Origin of the sequence: Sagittula salina (assembly GCF_017813235.1) — a bacterium.
GTDB lineage: Bacteria > Pseudomonadota > Alphaproteobacteria > Rhodobacterales > Rhodobacteraceae > Sagittula > Sagittula salina.
In genome coordinates, this window is the sequence record NZ_JAGISH010000005.1 from 22148 (window position 1) to 36612 (window position 14465).

The window sequence follows — 14465 nt, forward strand, 5'->3', positions numbered from 1 at the left end:
GCGTCAGTCGTCGAAGGTACGCACCGCCCGACGTCCGGTGATGTCATTCCAATGCTGGTCGGCGCGCTTTTCGAAGGTCGCGGCCTCGCGGGCGTCGCTCTGGTAGAACGCGCCGCGCGGAATGCCGATGGTGTACTCCTGCTCCACCCAGCCGCGCGGATCGGCGTGCGGAAACCGGTAGCCGACGTGGCCAAGAGTCTTGGCCCCCGCGTAATGTGCGTCGCGCAGGTGCAGCGGGACGGTGACCTGCCCCTGTGCACGCACATGGCTCAGCGCTGCCCCTATACCGCGGCAGGCGGCGTTGGATTTGGGTGCGCGGGCAATATGCAGCGCGGCATGGGCGAGGATGATCTGCGCCTCAGGGTAGCCGATGCGCTCCACCGCCTCCGCCGCTGCGACCGCCGTCTGCAACGCAGTGTTGTCCGCCAGCCCGACGTCCTCGGACGCATGGATCATGATCCGCCGCGCAACGAAACGCGGATCCTCGCCCGCGTGCACCAGCACCGCCAGCCAGTAGAGCGTGGCATCCGGGTCGGAGCCACGCATCGACTTGATGAAGGCCGACATCACGTCGTAATGCTGATCCCCCTGCCGGTCAAAGGCGACGGGCGCCGCGGCAAAGGCTTCCTCGATCATGGCATCGGTCAGGGTGACGTGATCGCAGTCATGTCCCAGGGAGAGGCTTTCGAGCGTGGTCAGGGCGCGCCGCGCGTCACCACCCGACCGTCCGGCTATCTGCGCCTTCTGCGCCGCCGTCATCTCCAGCGTCAGGCCCTGCGCCGCGAGATGCGCCAGTCCGCGTTCAATGACGCGCGTCATGTCCCCGGGCGACAGCGGTTCCAGCTTCAGCACCTGTGACCGCGAAATCAGCGCCTTCGGGATGGAGTGGAACGGGTTCTCCGTCGTGGCGCCGATGAAATCGGTCGTGCCTTCCTCGCAGATCGTCAGCAGGTCGTCCGCCTGCGTGGCCGACAGCCTGTGCACCTCGTCGACGAACATCAGGATTGGTTTCATCCGGGCCTCGTCCGCGATCTTGCGGATATCCTGAACGCGCACGCCCGCCGCATGCAGGACGCGAAATTCCTTGCCCAGCGTGTTGCCGATGGCTCGCGCGATCGACGTCTTTCCGATGCCCGGCGGCCCGAAAAGGATCAGACTCCCGAGCGCGTTGGCCGCGATCCGGCGGCGCAGCAACGAGCCTTTGGCCACGAGGCTCTGCTGGCCGATGATCTCGTCCAGCGAGGTCGGGCGCAGCACATCCGCGAGCGGGCGGCGGCGCGGGCCGGGGGTGGCGTCGAAGAGGTCCATGGGCGCTCCTTGGCGGGTCTCGCGCCCTGTCTAGCGCCAAACCCCCGTGCCCTGCCAGCCCCCCGGCCCGTCTCTCGCCCGGTCTCCAGGCCGATCACCCCAGCCCTGCCGTGGATCAGACCTCCGTCCAGGCCGCGTCGTTGGCGGAGGAGTGCACGCAGGCGGCGATGAAACGCATCCCCTCCAGCCCCGCTTCTATCCCCGGCGCATGAACGCCCTCGGGCGGTGGCATGCCGTGATCCGCGTGCCGGATCAGGTGCGCCGCCTCGTTGTAAACCGTGGCAAAACCTTCGAGGTAGCCCTCAGGATGGCCGCCCGGCGTGCGGCTGACGCGGTTGGCCGCATCCTCCGCCCCGGCGCCTGCTCGCGTGATCAGCTGCACCGGCTTACCGAACCGGGCGAACCTCATGACGTTTGGGGTCTCCTGCGCCCAGTCGATCCCCGCCTCTTCGCCATAGATCCGGAGGCGCAGCGCGTTCTCGTTCCCCACTGCCACCTGCGATGCCCAGAGCGCCCCCTTCGCACCGCCCTCGAAGCGCAGCAGGACCTGCGTGTTGTCGTCCACCCGTCGCCCCGGCACGAAGGCGTCGAGGTCGGCGGCGATGCGTGCCAGCTTCAGCCCCGTGACAAAGGTGGCGAGGTTCAGCGCATGGGTGCCGATGTCGCCCACAGCCCCCCCCGCGCCCGACCGCGCCGGGTCCACGCGCCAGTCCGCCTGCTTGCCCTGGGTCTCCTCCGCCAGCCAGTCCTGCGCGTATTCCACCTGCACCACGCGGATCTTCCCCAGATCGCCGCGCGCCACCATCGCGCGCGCCTGCCGGATCAGCGGGTAGCCGGTGTAGTTGTGCGTCAGGATGAACTGCTTGCCTGAGCGCTGCACGGCATTCGCGATGCGCTGCCCGTCCTCCGGCGTCGCCGCCAGCGGCTTGTCGCAGATCACGTGGATGCCCGCGTCGAGGAAGGCCACCGCCGGGCCCGCGTGCATGTGGTTCGGCGTCACGATCGCCACCGCGTCGATACGGTCCTCGCGGGCGGCCTCCGCGCGGGCCATCTCCTCGTAGGAGCCATAGGACCGCGCCGGGTCGAGCCCCAGTTCCGCGGCCGAGGCACGGGCGCGCTCCGGGTCCGAGGACAGCGCCCCCGCCACCAGATCCCACTGACCGTCGAGACGCGATGCGATGCGGTGCACCGCCCCGATGAAGGCGCCCTGCCCGCCGCCGACCATGCCCAGCCTCAGTTTCCGCATCGCGATATCCCCCTCAAATCCCCAGCATCCGGTTGATCTGTGCGCGGTCCACCGCCCCGCCCGCGAAGTCGTCGAAGGTCTTGTCGGTCACCTCGATGATATGGCTCTGGATGAATGGCGCGCCCTCCGCCGCGCCCTGCTCCGGCGACTTCAGGCAGCACTCCCACTCCAGCACCGCCCAGCTCTCGTAGCCGTATTGCGCAAGCTTCGAGAAGATCGCCCCGAAATCCACCTGCCCGTCGCCGAGGCTGCGGAAGCGCCCGGCTCGGTCCACCCACTTCTGGAAGCCGGAATAGACCCCCTGCCGCCCGTCCGGGTTGAACTCCGCGTCCTTCACGTGGAAGGCGCTGATGCGGTCGTGGTAGAGGTCGATGAAGGCCAGGTAGTCGAGCTGCTGCAGCACGAAATGCGAGGGATCGTAGTTGATCCGCGCCGCCTCGTGGCCCTTCACCGCGTCGAGGAACATCTCCCAGGTGGCGCCGTCGTGCAGGTCCTCGCCGGGGTGCAGCTCGAAACCGATGTCCTGCCCGTTCTCCGCGTAGTGGTCGAAGATCGGCAGCCAGCGGCGGGCCAGTTCGGCGAATGCTTCCTCCACCAGCCCCTCGGGTCGCTGCGGCCAGGGGTAGAGGTAGGGCCAGGCCAGTGCGCCGGAAAAGCTGACCGTGTGCCTGAGCCCCAGCCGGCGCGACGCCACGGCCGCCTCCTTCACCTGTTCGACCGCCCACTGCTGGCGCGCCTTCGGGTTGCCGCGCAGGGCTTCGGGGGCGAAGGCGTCGAAGGCCTCGTCGTAGGCCGGGTTCACCGCCACCAGCTGGCCCTGCAGGTGGGTCGACAGCTCGGTGATCTCCACCCCGGCCTCGGCGCAGGCGCCCTTCACCTCGTCGCAGTAATCCTGGCTCTCGGCGGCGCGGTCGAGGTCGAAGAGCCGCGCATCGAAGGTGGGGATCTGCACACCCCTGTAGCCCAGCCCCGCGGCCCAGCCGGCGAGACCCGAGAGCGTGTTGAACGGCGCCTCGTCCCCCGCGAACTGCGCGAGGAAGAGGGCGGGACCTTTGATCAGACCGGGCATGGGGACTCCTGGGGTTCGGTGTATCGGACATAGGCGAAGGCGCTGCCATCGGGCGCCCAGCAGGGCACGTTGATCGTGCCCTGCCCGCCGTAGAGATTCACGAGCGTCTCTGGAGCGCCGCCCCCGGCGGGCATCAGGCGCAGCTCGACGTGACGGCCGAAGGGATGCCCTTCCGTACCCTCCGGATAGCTGAGGTAAAGGACGTGGCGCCCGCAGGGCGAGGGATGCGGGAACCACTCGACGCGCTCGCCACGTGTCATCTGCTGCAGGTCGGACCCGTCGGGCCGCACCCGCCAGAGGTCGGAGGCCGGGCCACCGCGCTCCGAGTTGAACCAGATCCACTGACCGTCGGGCGTGTAGTCCGGTCCGTCGTAGTGGTGGGCCGAGGTGACCACGCGCGTCTCCTCGCCGCCCGCGACCGGGCAGGTGCAGATGGCGAACTGCCCGTCCCGCACTGCCGTGTAGGCCAGCCGCGCGCCATCGGGCGACCAGCCATGGAACCAGCTGGGCACGCCCTGCGTCACCCGCCGCGGCGTGCCGCCGTCCGCGGGCAGGACGTAGATGCAGGACTTCCCCGTCTCCGTCTTGTCCGAGATCGCCAACCACGCGCCATCCGGCGACAGCCCATGGTCATTGTTCAGCAGGTCGCAGTCGCCGGTGTCGATCACGGACAGCCCGTCCTCCGCCAGCCGGTGGAGCAGACCCTCCCCGTTGACGATCAGCGCACCGTCGCGGGCCCAGTTGGGCGCCTCCAGCAGCGCCTCAGAGCGCAAGACCACGCGGCTCTGCCGCGTGGCCATGTCGAAGGTCTCGATGGTGCAGAGCATCACGCCTCCTCCCGCCCACCCGCCGGCACGTAGTCGAAGCGCGTGAAGTCCGCCGTCATTCCCATACCGGAGGTGTCGAAGGCCAGCATCCCGACGAAGGCGCCGGTGAAGGAGCCATGCTCCCCCCGCCCGCCCTCGTCGGAGATGACGGAGGCATCGAGTTCCGGCCCGAGCGGCTGCCAACCGTCGCCGGTATCGTAGAGGAACTGCTGCCGCGCGTGGTCGACCGCCACTGCCAGCGCCACCGGTCCCTCCGGGATCGGCACCGGATCGCAGGGAAACTGCATCCGCCCGTCGGGGTAATCGCCAGGGCACGAAAGGATCGTCAGGCAACGTACGCCCGGACCGGTGCCGTCGTCCATCGTCGTGACGCAGGCAAGGTGGAACTTGTGCCGGTTGTAATAGGTCGCCAGCCCCGCCGCCTGCTGGTAGGTCTCGGGCGCGAAGCGCTCCACCACCGTCTCTGCCCGGTAGGCCAGGTGCTCCTGCCGCCGCGCGACCAGCGCCTGTTCGTACCAGCTCCCGATGCTTTCCCGACCGGTCAGCCGCAGCGCCTGCCCCGTCAGCTTGAAGAGCCGCTCCGGGTAGGGCGTGCGCAACCACTGGAATTCCTCCGGCAGCACCTCGTCGTCGAACACCCGCCGCAGCGCGCGCGGCGCCTGCGGCTCCGCCTCCACCGGCGCGGGCACATCGACGCTGGGCACCGGCCCGCCCTCGACGTACAGCCAGTCGTCGCGCCAAACGCATTTCTGGATCGCCGTTTCCCGCCCCAGCGGCGACTTGCGCTCCGCCAGCCCTTTCAGCGGGCGCGAACAGAGGTGCGTGTGATAGGTCAGCCCCTCCGGCGTCTCGACGATCTGGCCGTGGCCAGCGCGTTGCAGCTCCGCCTCCGGGGCGTCCTTGGATGTTATCATGTGCACGTCGGGGTGCATCTCGTAGGGGCCGCGGATGTCGCGCGACCGCAGCATGGTCACCGCGTGGCGATAGCCCGTGCCGCCCTCCGCGACGGTCAGGTAGTACCAGCCGCCGCGTTTATACAGGTGCGGCCCCTCCGTCAGCCCGAGGGCCGAACCCTTTGTCAGCAGCGTCACCGGCCCGAACAGGCCGTGCTCCGGCGTCCATTCCTGCAAATAGATGCCGTCGAAGGCCGGGTGCTTCGGCGCGCCGCCGACCGATCCGGAGAGGTGCTTCCACTGCAGGTTCAGCACGTAGCGCCGCCCGTCATCGTCGTGGAACAGCGAGGGGTCGAACCCCTTCGAGTTGATGAAGATTGGATCGGACCACGGCCCCTCGACCGAAGGTGCCGTGACCACGTAGTTGTGGGTGTCCTTGAAATTGCCGTCGAGCCGCTTCACGTCGGTGTAGACCAGCCAGAACAGCCCGTCGGCATGGCTGAGGCAGGGCGCCCAGACGCCGCCCGAATCCGGGTTGCCGCGCATGTCGAGCTGGCTCGCCCGGTTCAGCGGGCGGCAGGCGAGGCTCCAGTTCACCAGGTCGCGCGACCGGTGGATCTGGACGCCCGGAAACCACTCGAAGGTCGAGGTGGCGATGAAGTACTCCTCCCCCACCCGGCAGATCGACGGGTCGGGGTTGAAGCCGGGCAGGATCGGGTTTCGGATCATCGCGCCCTCACGCCATCAGCGCGCGGGCGGCGTCGGGCCCCAGCGCCTCGGGCCGCTCGCAGGTGGTCGTCATCTCGATGAAGGCCCCCATCTCGCCCGACCGCAGGATCGCCGTCATCACGTCCACCACGTGCAGCGCGAACTCCAGCGAGCAGCGGTGCCCGCGCCCGTCGAGGATCGCCTGCGCCATGTCGGCCAGACCGGCGCAGCGGTAGTTGGCCTGCGGCACGCCGCGCCCGTCCACCGCGTTGGTGACGCCCAGCGGATGGTCCATGCCCGGCGCGTTGACGAAGCCCTGCTTCGCCGTCATCCGCACCTCGCCGCCAAAGAAATTCGGGTCCGGCACGTGCAGCGTCCCCGCCTGGCCGTAAAGCTCCATGCTGGAATGGCCGTGCTGCCAGACGTCCCAGGAGGAGATGAAGGTCACCTGCGCGCCGGAGTGGAACTGCAGAACGGCGTGGATCGTGGTGGGCGTCTCCACCTTGATCCGCTCGCCCGCGCGCGGCTGGCTGGTGATGGTGCGGTAGTCGGACCCCATCGAGGTCATGGCGCAGACGCGCTTCACCGGGCCGAGCAACTGCACGAGGTTCGAGACGTAGTAGGGCCCGAGGTCCAGCACTGGCCCGCCCCCCGCCTGGAAGAAGAAATCGGGGTTGGGGTGCCACATCTCCATGCCCGGCGACATCACGAAGCAGGTGCCGGAGGTGATCTTTCCCACCGCGCCATCGTCGACCAGTTGCCGCGCCAGCTGGTGCGACGCGCCGAGGAAAGTGTCGGGCGCCGAACCCACGCGCAGGCTCTTCTGGCTGGCCAGCGCGCGCAGCGCCTCGCCCTCCTCCAGCGTCAGGACAAAGGGTTTCTCGGAATAGACGTGCTTGCCGGCCTCCAGTACCCGCTTCGAGACCTCGAAATGCGCCGCCGGGATGGTCAGGTTCACCACGAGGGCCACGTCGTCGGCCGCCAGCAGCTCCTCCACTGTCAGCGCGCGCAAGCCGTATTCCTCCGCCCGCGCCCTGGCGGCCTCGGCGTTCATGTCGGCGCAGGCACGCATCTCGATACCGTTGAACAGCGGTGCAAGGCGCATGTAGGCAGTGGAGATATTGCCGCAACCGATGACGCCGATACCCAGTTTCTGCATGGCTCAGTACCCCTTGAAGGCCGCGATGGAGCGTTCCGCGAAACGCTTCGCATCCGAAGGCTTGTCGTGTTCCATCACGAAGAGATCCACGCCCGCGCCACGCAGAGCCGCCATCAGCCCCTTCCAGTCCAGTATGCCTTGACCCACGTCGGCCCAGCCGTCCTCGTCGGCGCAGTCCCCTTCGGGGGCGATGTCCTTCACGTGGGCGGTGGTCAGCCGGTCCTTGTAGCGCGCGATGTAGTCCAGCGGGTCGGCCCCGCCGCGCACGACCCAGGCCACGTCCATTTCCCAGTCGATCGACGGCGCGTGCTCAAGAAGCAGATCCATGGCGATGCGGCCATCGGGCAGCGGCATGAACTCCCAATGATGGTTGTGCCAGCCAAAGGCGAAACCGGCGTCGTTCACCTTTTTGCAGGCCGTTTCCAGCCGCTCCGCCAGTGCGATCCAGTTCGCCGCATCGGTGCCATTGCGCCACAGATCCTCCGGCGCCGGGCAGAACATCCGTTGCATCCCCAGAGCCTTCGCCACCTTCAGCGATCTTTCAAGATCCCCCTCGAAGGCCCCCAGCGGAAAGAAATGCCCCGAGGGCATCGTCAGCCCATGCGCGTCCAGCAGCGCGCGGAAGGCACCCGCGTCTCCGTAGACCCCGCCGAAGCCTTCGACCTGCGTATACCCCAGATCCGCGATGTCCTTGACCACATCCTCCCACGGGGTCGCTTCCCGTGCGGAATAAACCTGAAATGAAACGTCCATGTCCTGCCCTCTCGAAGGACCGCCCGCGCGGCCCCGTTTCCCTTTAGTCCCAAACCGGCCTACAGCCGCGCTTCGCTATCCTTGTCAAATAGATGCACCCGCTCCGGAGAAAATCCGACGGGCATGGTCTGGCCTGCACGGACCTCGGTTTCGCCGTCTATCTTCACCCAGAGCGACAGCCCCTCGACCGTGACCCGCGCCAGCGTCTCCGACCCCAGCGGGTCGACCAGATCAATGCGCGCCTGGCGCTGGATGGGCTTGTGGGCGGCTATATCGAAGGGCGCCACATGCTCCGGCCGGATGCCCAGCCATGCAGGCCCGTCTTGAGGGCGGTCGAAAGCGTAACCCGCCATGTCCAGTGACCCCAGCGCGCAGTGGAAGGTACCGCCCTCAAGCCGCCCTTCAACGAAGTTCATCGCGGGCGAGCCGATGAAGCCTGCCACGTATTTCGACCGGGGGTTGTGGTAGATCTCATGCGGGGCGCCCAACTGCATGATCTTGCCGCCGCGCATGATGGCAATGCGATCGGCCAGGGTCATCGCCTCCACCTGGTCGTGGGTTACGTAGATCATCGTGTTGCCGAGCGCCTGATGCAGTTGCTTCAACTCCACCCGCAGGTCGGCGCGCAGCTTGGCGTCAAGGTTCGACAGCGGTTCGTCGAAAAGGTAGACCTCTGCGTCGCGCACCAGCGCCCGACCGATTGCCACACGCTGCCGCTGTCCGCCCGACAGCGCCGCAGGCTTTCGCTTCAGCAGCGGTTCGATCTGGAGGATACCGGCGGCGCGCTTTACCCGTTCGGCGATCTCCGCCTTCGGCATCCGCTTGTTCTTCAGACCGAAGGACAGGTTCCCCTCCACCGTCATCTGCGGATACAGGGCGTAGCTCTGGAAGACCATGCCGATGCCGCGTTCCGACGGTTCCGCCCAGGTGACATTCTGCCCGCCGATGTGGATCTGTCCGCCCGTCAGCTCCAGCAGCCCCGCAATGCAGTTCAGCAGTGTGGACTTGCCGCAGCCCGAAGACCCCAGCAGCACGAGGAACTCTCCCCGGCTCACTTCGAGGTTGAGGTTCTGCAACACCTTCACCGCGCCGAAACTGAGGTCGAGGCTGCGGATCGAGACGGAGGGATCGGAGACCGAGGGCTCCAAGGGGGTCATCGCGTTCATCTGGGTCATCCCTTGACGGCGCCGGCGGCCACGCCGCGCACAAACAGCTTGCCGGAGGCGAAATAGATCACCAGCGGCACCAGCCCGGTCAGCAGCGTGGCGGCCATGTTGACGTTGTATTCCTTCACCCCTTGGGTGGAGTTGACGATGTTGTTGAGCTGCACGGTCATCGGCCAGCTGTCGGGCTTCGTGTAGACCGTGCCGAAGAGGAAGTCGTTCCAGATGCCGGTGACCTGCAGGATCATCGCCACCACGAAGATCGGCAGCGACATGGGCAGCATGATCTGGAAGTAGATCCGCCAGAAACCCGCGCCGTCCACCCGTGCCGCCTTGAACAGTTCTTCCGGCAGCGACGAGAAGTAGTTGCGAAACAGCAGTGTCAGGATCGGCATGCCAAAGATCGTATGCACGATGACCAGTCCCGTGAGCGATCCGTATAGCCCGATCTCGCGCAGGAGGATCACCAGCGGGTAGAGCATCACCTGGTAGGGAATGAAGGCGCCGAAGATCAGGATGGTGAAGAAGGTGTTCGCTCCCTTGAAGCGCCAGTTCGCCAGCGCGTAGCCGTTGACCGATGCGATGGCGATGGAGACCACCACCGAAGGCACCGTGATCCGCACGGAGTTCCAGAAGCCGCGCGAGAGGCCGTCGCAGTTGAGGCCGGTGCAGGCCTCGGCCCAGGCCTTCACCCAGGGGTCGAAGGTGATCTCCAGCGGCGGAGCGAAGATGTTGCCGACGCGGATCTCGGGCATGCCCTTCAGCGAGGTCACGATCATCACGTAGAGTGGCAGCAGGTAGTAGAGCGACACCACGATCAGCGTGCCGTAGAGCATGATGTTGCCCCGCGTCAGCGCCTTTCGCGGCTTGCGGCCTGTCGGGCCCTGCAGCATCGGCTCCACCTTGGCGGGGGCGGTTGTGTAGACGTCAGCCACGGCGCTTTCCTCCGAATTCCATCATGGCCCATGGGATCACGACGATCATCACCGCGAGCAGCATCATCGTGGATGCCGCGAAGGCTTGCCCGAGGTTCTGCGCGCGGAACATGTAATCGTAGACGTATTTGGCGGGCATCTCGGTCGCCAGCCCGGGGCCGCCGGAGGTCTGCGCCACCACGAGATCGTAGACCTTGATGATGCCGGAGGTCACCAGCACCAGCGCGGTGATGAAGACCGGGCGCATCATGGGTATGATGATCATCACGTAGATCTTCCAGGCGGGGATGCCGTCGATGCGGGCGGCCTTCCAGATTTCCTGGTCGATGCCGCGCAGCCCGGCGAGCATCAAGACCATCACCAGCCCCGACCCCTGCCAGAGCGCCGCCAGCATGACGCCGAAGATGGCCCAGTCGGCGGTATAGAGCGGGTCGAAGGTGAAGCTTTCCCAGCCCGCGCTCCGCACGATGTGCTGGATGCCGAAATCGGGATTCAGGATCCATTGCCAGATCAGGCCCGTCACGATGAAGGACAGCGCGAAGGGATAGAGCATGATGGTGCGGAAGGTGTTCTCGAAGCGGATCTTCTGGTCCATCAGGCAGGCCAGCACGAAGCCCAGAACGAAGGACAGCACCAGCATGCCCGCGCCGTAGACAGCGAGGTTCTCGATGGAGACCATCCATCGTTTTGTCGACCAGAGACGTTCGTACTGGTCTAGGCCGACGAGGTCCCACTTGGGCAGGAGCTTCGACTTGGTGAATGAATAGGCGACCGTCCAGGCGGTTCCGCCAAGGAAGACCACCAGCGCGGTGAGCGCCATGGGGATGGCGGCGATCTTCGCCGACATGTTGCGGAATAGCCGGGACGGGCGCTCCGAAGACATGGGTGGCCTCGTGCGTGAATACGGTGTCATGGGGGAAACGGGCCGCCCCACTCCGGGAGCGGCCCTGCGGGCGTCACTCGGCGCTGGCGATGATATCGGCGAACTGCGCCTGAGCTGCCTCCGGCGTCATCGAGGCATCCGCGAAGAACTCCGCGAAGAGGTCGTTGATCTGCGAGGTCGTGTCCGGCGTGATCAACTGGTTGGTGTCGGGCAGCACCTTGCCCTCCGCCAGCAACTTCAGACCCTTCTGCATACAGGCGTTGGCGGCCGAAAGGTCGATATCGCCACGCACCGGCAGGGAGCCTTTTCTGAGGTTGAAGTTCACCTGAGTCTCGGGCTTCAGAAGTGTCGCGGCCAGTTCCGCCTGTGCTTTCTCCAGATCAGGATCGTCCAGCACGGGGAAGTAGAAGGCATCGCCGCCGGTACCCAGCACCTCCGTCACTCCCAGACCGGGGAGGCATTCGTAATCCTCGCCCGCCTTGGCACCCGCGAGGCTAAATTCACCCTGCGCCCAATCGCCCATGATCTGACCGCCCGCCTTGCCGTTGATCACCAGCGCGGTGGCCTCGTTCCACGATTGCAGGTTGGACCCCTGCGACATCTCACGCGCGTCGGCGGCCGCCTTGAAAACCTTGGCCACATCGGCCCCGGCGGCCACATCGGCGTCGTGATCCTGATAGACCGAAAGGAAAACCTCCTCCGGCACCAGCGTCGCCATCAGCACGTTGAAGAGGCCGGTCTGCTGCCACGATTGCTGGCCCACCGCCAGCGGCTGGATACCCGCCTCGCGCAGTTTCGGCGCGACTGCGACGAACTCATCCCATGTGGTTGGCGTCTGCACACCCACGTCGGCGAATGCCTTGTTGGACAGCCAGAGCCACTGCCACGAATGGATGTTCACCGGTGCGCAGTAGATCCTGCCGTCCTTGGTGCAACCCGCCAGCAGGCTTTGCGGGTTGACCATCTGGTCCCAGCCCTCGGCCTTGGCAATGTCGGTGATGTCGCGCAGCAGACCCGCTTCGATCAGGTCCTCCGCCTGGCGGCCGTGGTTGAACTGAAAGGCACCCATGGGATCGCCGCCGGTGATGCGGCTGACCATGATGGCGCGCGCCTGCTCGCCCGGACCGGCAAAGGCCGCGTCCTTCCAGTGGTTTCCCGTGGCGTCGAACGCCTTGGCGAACTCGCCCACGGCTGCGGCCTCCCCGCCGGAGGTCCACCAGTGCATGACCTCGATATCGGCGGCCTGCGCCATACCCGCCATTGCCGCGACCGACATGGTGCTGCCCAGCAGCATCCCGTGAAGTGCCTTCATCTCAAGTCCTCCCTGCGCCGGGATCGTACCCCGACGGTTTCCCTGCGAGCCTCCCCCGGCTCTGTGGCGGGCCTCTCCTCCTGCCCGTGTAATCGTTTACATATGCGCAAAATTCGATCTTGCCTTTTCTGTAATCGATTACATCATTCATTTCCCCGTGGTTGATTCCTGTCAACCCGGTTAATGCACTGCATCGCCGGGGGGACTGGCACAGAGGAACCAAAGACCGCCATGGCACAGGGCACGGGACAGAGAACGGCGCGCATTCAGGACGTCGCGCGTGCGGCGGGCGTATCGACTGCCACGGTCAGCCGCGCCCTGTCAAAGCCTGATCTGTTGTCTGAAACCACGCGCGAAGCGGTCTTCGAGGCGATCCGCCTAACCGGCTACCGGGTGAACCAATCCGCCCGAAACCTGCGCCGGCAGCGTGCGGGCGCGGTGCTCGTGCTGGTGCCGAACCTCGGCAACCCGTTTTTCAGCCAGATCCTCTCGGGCCTGTCCGAAGTCTTTGCCGCATCCGAATATTCGGTGCTGATACAGGACACCAACCACCTGGCCCGTCAGGACGGGCTACTCGACTTCTTCCTCGATCAGCGCATCGACGGGATGATCTCGCTCGACGGGTCGCTCTCGGTCGGGACGCTGGACCTCATGGCACGCAATGCCGTGTCGGACCGTATCCTGTGCGCCTGCGAATGGGTGGCAGGTGTGGACTTGCCCTCCGTCCGCTCTGACAACCACAAGGGTGCGACGCTCGCCATGCGCCATCTGTACGACCTCGGGCACCGCCGCATCGCGCATGTCACCGGCCCGGTCCAGAACGTGCTGACTCAGGTCCGGCGGGACGCGGTGCTGGCGGCGCGGGCGGAGCTTGACCTGCCGGCGCGCCCCGAATGGATCGTCCGCGGTGACTTCAGCCTTGCCTCCGGGCGCGCGGCGGCCGAACGACTGCTGGCCATGTCCGCGAACGACCGCCCCAGTGCCGTTTTCTGCGCCTCGGACGAAACCGCGCTAGGCCTGATAGCGGGACTGCATGCGGCGGGCGTGCAGGTGCCGGACGACATGAGCGTGGTCGGATTCGACGATATTGACCTTGCGGAATACGCGATTCCCGCGCTGACGACGATCCGGCAGGACCGTCAGACGCTGGGGCGCCGCGCGGCGGAGCGTTTGCTGAACCGTCTCGACGGCGGGCCTCTGAGGGCAGCGGATACGGTGGATCTCGTGGATGTGTCGCTGGTCGTACGCGACAGCACCCGAGCGATCTGATTATGCAGGCGGCTCCTGCTCTTTCTCACAAATCCGTTCTCAGGGTTTTTGTCCGCCCCCCCCTTTTCACCGCCTCGGACTACCCCTATATTCGTCTCGTTCCCTTCGGGGGACTATGGGCATAAACGCGCATGTAATAAACGGATCGGACCCGGGGGCGGTACCCGGCGGCTCCACCATATATCCCGTCGTTGGGGGATCTTGGGGCCGAAACAGGATCGACGAACGCGTAAAGATGTAGCTTTGTCCCGGTGAGATACCACCGTTATCGGTTCACATTGCATAATTGCCAACGACAATCATGCTCCGGTAGCACTGGCCGCGTAAGCGGTTGGTAACACCGAAACTTAAGCCCTTATGCTTTGCAGCGTAAGGCGGGGCCCGTCGGAGCCTGGCAACAGAATCCGACACCTTACCCCCCAAAAAAAGTTTGACGCCGACAGGTTGCGGATCGACAGGCACCGTTGTCCAGCCTCAAAACGGTTGTCCCTGCTCTGAGCCGGCACCATTGTCAGCTACGGTTGAAAGAGCCGCCTCCCCGGCTACCTCCCCGGCAGACCCGTGTCCGGAGGCCTCATGCTCACCGCCGTCAATATCATCATCGCCGTGATGACCATCGCCTTCGGTGCCATGGCCTTTTCGGCTCCAGGCTACGCCGCGCGCGCGCTGGACCTCGCACCTACCGGCTCAACCATGGGCCTGACCGAATTGCGCGCCTCTGCCGGAGGACTTTTTGTGGCGATGGGCCTGGCCTGTCTCATTGTCGGCGACTGGACCTGGGCCGCGCTGGGCATCGCCTACACCGGCGCCGCGACGGGCCGCGTTCTTTCGATTTTCATCGACCGCCCTCCGCAGCCGAAGGCATTTGTCTGGTTTCTGCTCGAAGCACTTCCCGCCGCCTGGCTCCTGACACTCAACTGGCCTGCCTGACCTCTGCGTG

13 protein-coding genes and 1 other RNA gene are annotated in these 14465 nt (G+C 66.2%); 3 read left to right on the forward strand and 11 right to left on the reverse strand.

Annotated elements, in window-relative coordinates:
- Positions 1-3: 3 nt before the first annotated feature.
- The 11 genes from J5474_RS09920 to J5474_RS09970 all read right to left on the reverse strand — a co-directional run bounded on the left by J5474_RS09920 (position 4) and on the right by J5474_RS09970 (position 12256).
- Positions 4-1308, reverse strand: coding sequence for a replication-associated recombination protein A (locus J5474_RS09920; protein ID WP_209360762.1), 1305 nt, complete (start codon positions 1306-1308; stop codon positions 4-6).
- Between the two features lie 115 nt (positions 1309-1423).
- Positions 1424-2554 carry a Gfo/Idh/MocA family protein gene (locus J5474_RS09925; protein WP_245216378.1) on the reverse strand — a complete coding sequence of 377 codons (1131 nt, stop codon included), beginning with the start codon at positions 2552-2554 and terminating at the stop codon, positions 1424-1426.
- A 13-nt stretch (positions 2555-2567) separates the two neighbouring features.
- Positions 2568-3623, reverse strand: a complete 1056-nt coding sequence (locus J5474_RS09930; RefSeq protein ID WP_209360763.1) for a sugar phosphate isomerase/epimerase family protein — start codon at positions 3621-3623, stop codon at positions 2568-2570.
- A complete protein-coding gene (locus J5474_RS09935) occupies positions 3611-4450 on the reverse strand; it encodes a TolB family protein (RefSeq protein WP_209360764.1) in 840 nt (279 codons plus the stop codon). The genes J5474_RS09930 and J5474_RS09935 overlap by 13 nt, the downstream gene beginning before the upstream one ends.
- Entirely contained in the window at positions 4450-6072 is a 1623-nt protein-coding gene (locus tag J5474_RS09940; RefSeq protein ID WP_209360765.1) for a glycoside hydrolase family 43 protein, read from the reverse strand. Before J5474_RS09940 ends, J5474_RS09935 begins: the two co-directional genes overlap by 1 nt.
- Positions 6073-6079: 7 nt before the next feature.
- On the reverse strand, positions 6080-7210 hold the full coding sequence (locus J5474_RS09945; protein WP_209360766.1) for a Gfo/Idh/MocA family protein: 1131 nt from the start codon (positions 7208-7210) through the stop codon (positions 6080-6082).
- 3 nt (positions 7211-7213) lie between these two features.
- Positions 7214-7963, reverse strand: coding sequence for a sugar phosphate isomerase/epimerase family protein (locus J5474_RS09950; protein WP_209360767.1), 750 nt, complete (start codon positions 7961-7963; stop codon positions 7214-7216).
- Between the two features lie 59 nt (positions 7964-8022).
- Positions 8023-9129, reverse strand: coding sequence for an ABC transporter ATP-binding protein (locus J5474_RS09955; protein WP_209360768.1), 1107 nt, complete (start codon positions 9127-9129; stop codon positions 8023-8025).
- A 5-nt stretch (positions 9130-9134) separates the two neighbouring features.
- Positions 9135-10019 carry a carbohydrate ABC transporter permease gene (locus J5474_RS09960; protein ID WP_209361009.1) on the reverse strand — a complete coding sequence of 295 codons (885 nt, stop codon included), beginning with the start codon at positions 10017-10019 and terminating at the stop codon, positions 9135-9137.
- Positions 10020-10053: 34 nt separating this feature from the next.
- Positions 10054-10944, reverse strand: coding sequence for a carbohydrate ABC transporter permease (locus tag J5474_RS09965; RefSeq protein WP_209360769.1), 891 nt, complete (start codon positions 10942-10944; stop codon positions 10054-10056).
- 73 nt (positions 10945-11017) lie between these two features.
- Positions 11018-12256: an ABC transporter substrate-binding protein gene (locus tag J5474_RS09970; protein WP_209360770.1), complete on the reverse strand. Its 1239-nt coding sequence runs from the start codon at positions 12254-12256 to the stop codon at positions 11018-11020.
- A 231-nt stretch (positions 12257-12487) separates the two neighbouring features.
- Between J5474_RS09970 and J5474_RS09975 the strand changes: the two genes are divergently transcribed.
- From J5474_RS09975 to J5474_RS09985, 3 genes are all read left to right on the forward strand, one after another.
- Complete coding sequence (locus J5474_RS09975) at positions 12488-13525, forward strand: LacI family DNA-binding transcriptional regulator (protein WP_209360771.1); 1038 nt, start codon at positions 12488-12490, stop codon at positions 13523-13525.
- A 59-nt stretch (positions 13526-13584) separates the two neighbouring features.
- Positions 13585-13937: a transfer-messenger RNA gene (gene ssrA / locus J5474_RS09980) on the forward strand.
- Positions 13938-14101: 164 nt separating this feature from the next.
- Positions 14102-14455, forward strand: coding sequence for a DUF4345 family protein (locus J5474_RS09985; protein ID WP_209360772.1), 354 nt, complete (start codon positions 14102-14104; stop codon positions 14453-14455).
- Positions 14456-14465 lie beyond the last annotated feature (10 nt).

Coding starts and splice junctions, on each gene's coding strand:
- J5474_RS09920 (WP_209360762.1), bottom strand. CDS start 1,308: ATGGACCTCTTCGACGCCACCCCCGGCCCGCGCCGCCGCCCGCTCGCG.
- J5474_RS09925 (WP_245216378.1), bottom strand. CDS start 2,554: ATGCGGAAACTGAGGCTGGGCATGGTCGGCGGCGGGCAGGGCGCCTTC.
- J5474_RS09930 (WP_209360763.1), bottom strand. CDS start 3,623: ATGCCCGGTCTGATCAAAGGTCCCGCCCTCTTCCTCGCGCAGTTCGCG.
- J5474_RS09935 (WP_209360764.1), bottom strand. CDS start 4,450: ATGCTCTGCACCATCGAGACCTTCGACATGGCCACGCGGCAGAGCCGC.
- J5474_RS09940 (WP_209360765.1), bottom strand. CDS start 6,072: ATGATCCGAAACCCGATCCTGCCCGGCTTCAACCCCGACCCGTCGATC.
- J5474_RS09945 (WP_209360766.1), bottom strand. CDS start 7,210: ATGCAGAAACTGGGTATCGGCGTCATCGGTTGCGGCAATATCTCCACT.
- J5474_RS09950 (WP_209360767.1), bottom strand. CDS start 7,963: ATGGACGTTTCATTTCAGGTTTATTCCGCACGGGAAGCGACCCCGTGG.
- J5474_RS09955 (WP_209360768.1), bottom strand. CDS start 9,129: ATGAACGCGATGACCCCCTTGGAGCCCTCGGTCTCCGATCCCTCCGTC.
- J5474_RS09960 (WP_209361009.1), bottom strand. CDS start 10,019: ATGCTGCAGGGCCCGACAGGCCGCAAGCCGCGAAAGGCGCTGACGCGG.
- J5474_RS09965 (WP_209360769.1), bottom strand. CDS start 10,944: ATGTCTTCGGAGCGCCCGTCCCGGCTATTCCGCAACATGTCGGCGAAG.
- J5474_RS09970 (WP_209360770.1), bottom strand. CDS start 12,256: ATGAAGGCACTTCACGGGATGCTGCTGGGCAGCACCATGTCGGTCGCG.
- J5474_RS09975 (WP_209360771.1), top strand. CDS start 12,488: ATGGCACAGGGCACGGGACAGAGAACGGCGCGCATTCAGGACGTCGCG.
- J5474_RS09985 (WP_209360772.1), top strand. CDS start 14,102: ATGCTCACCGCCGTCAATATCATCATCGCCGTGATGACCATCGCCTTC.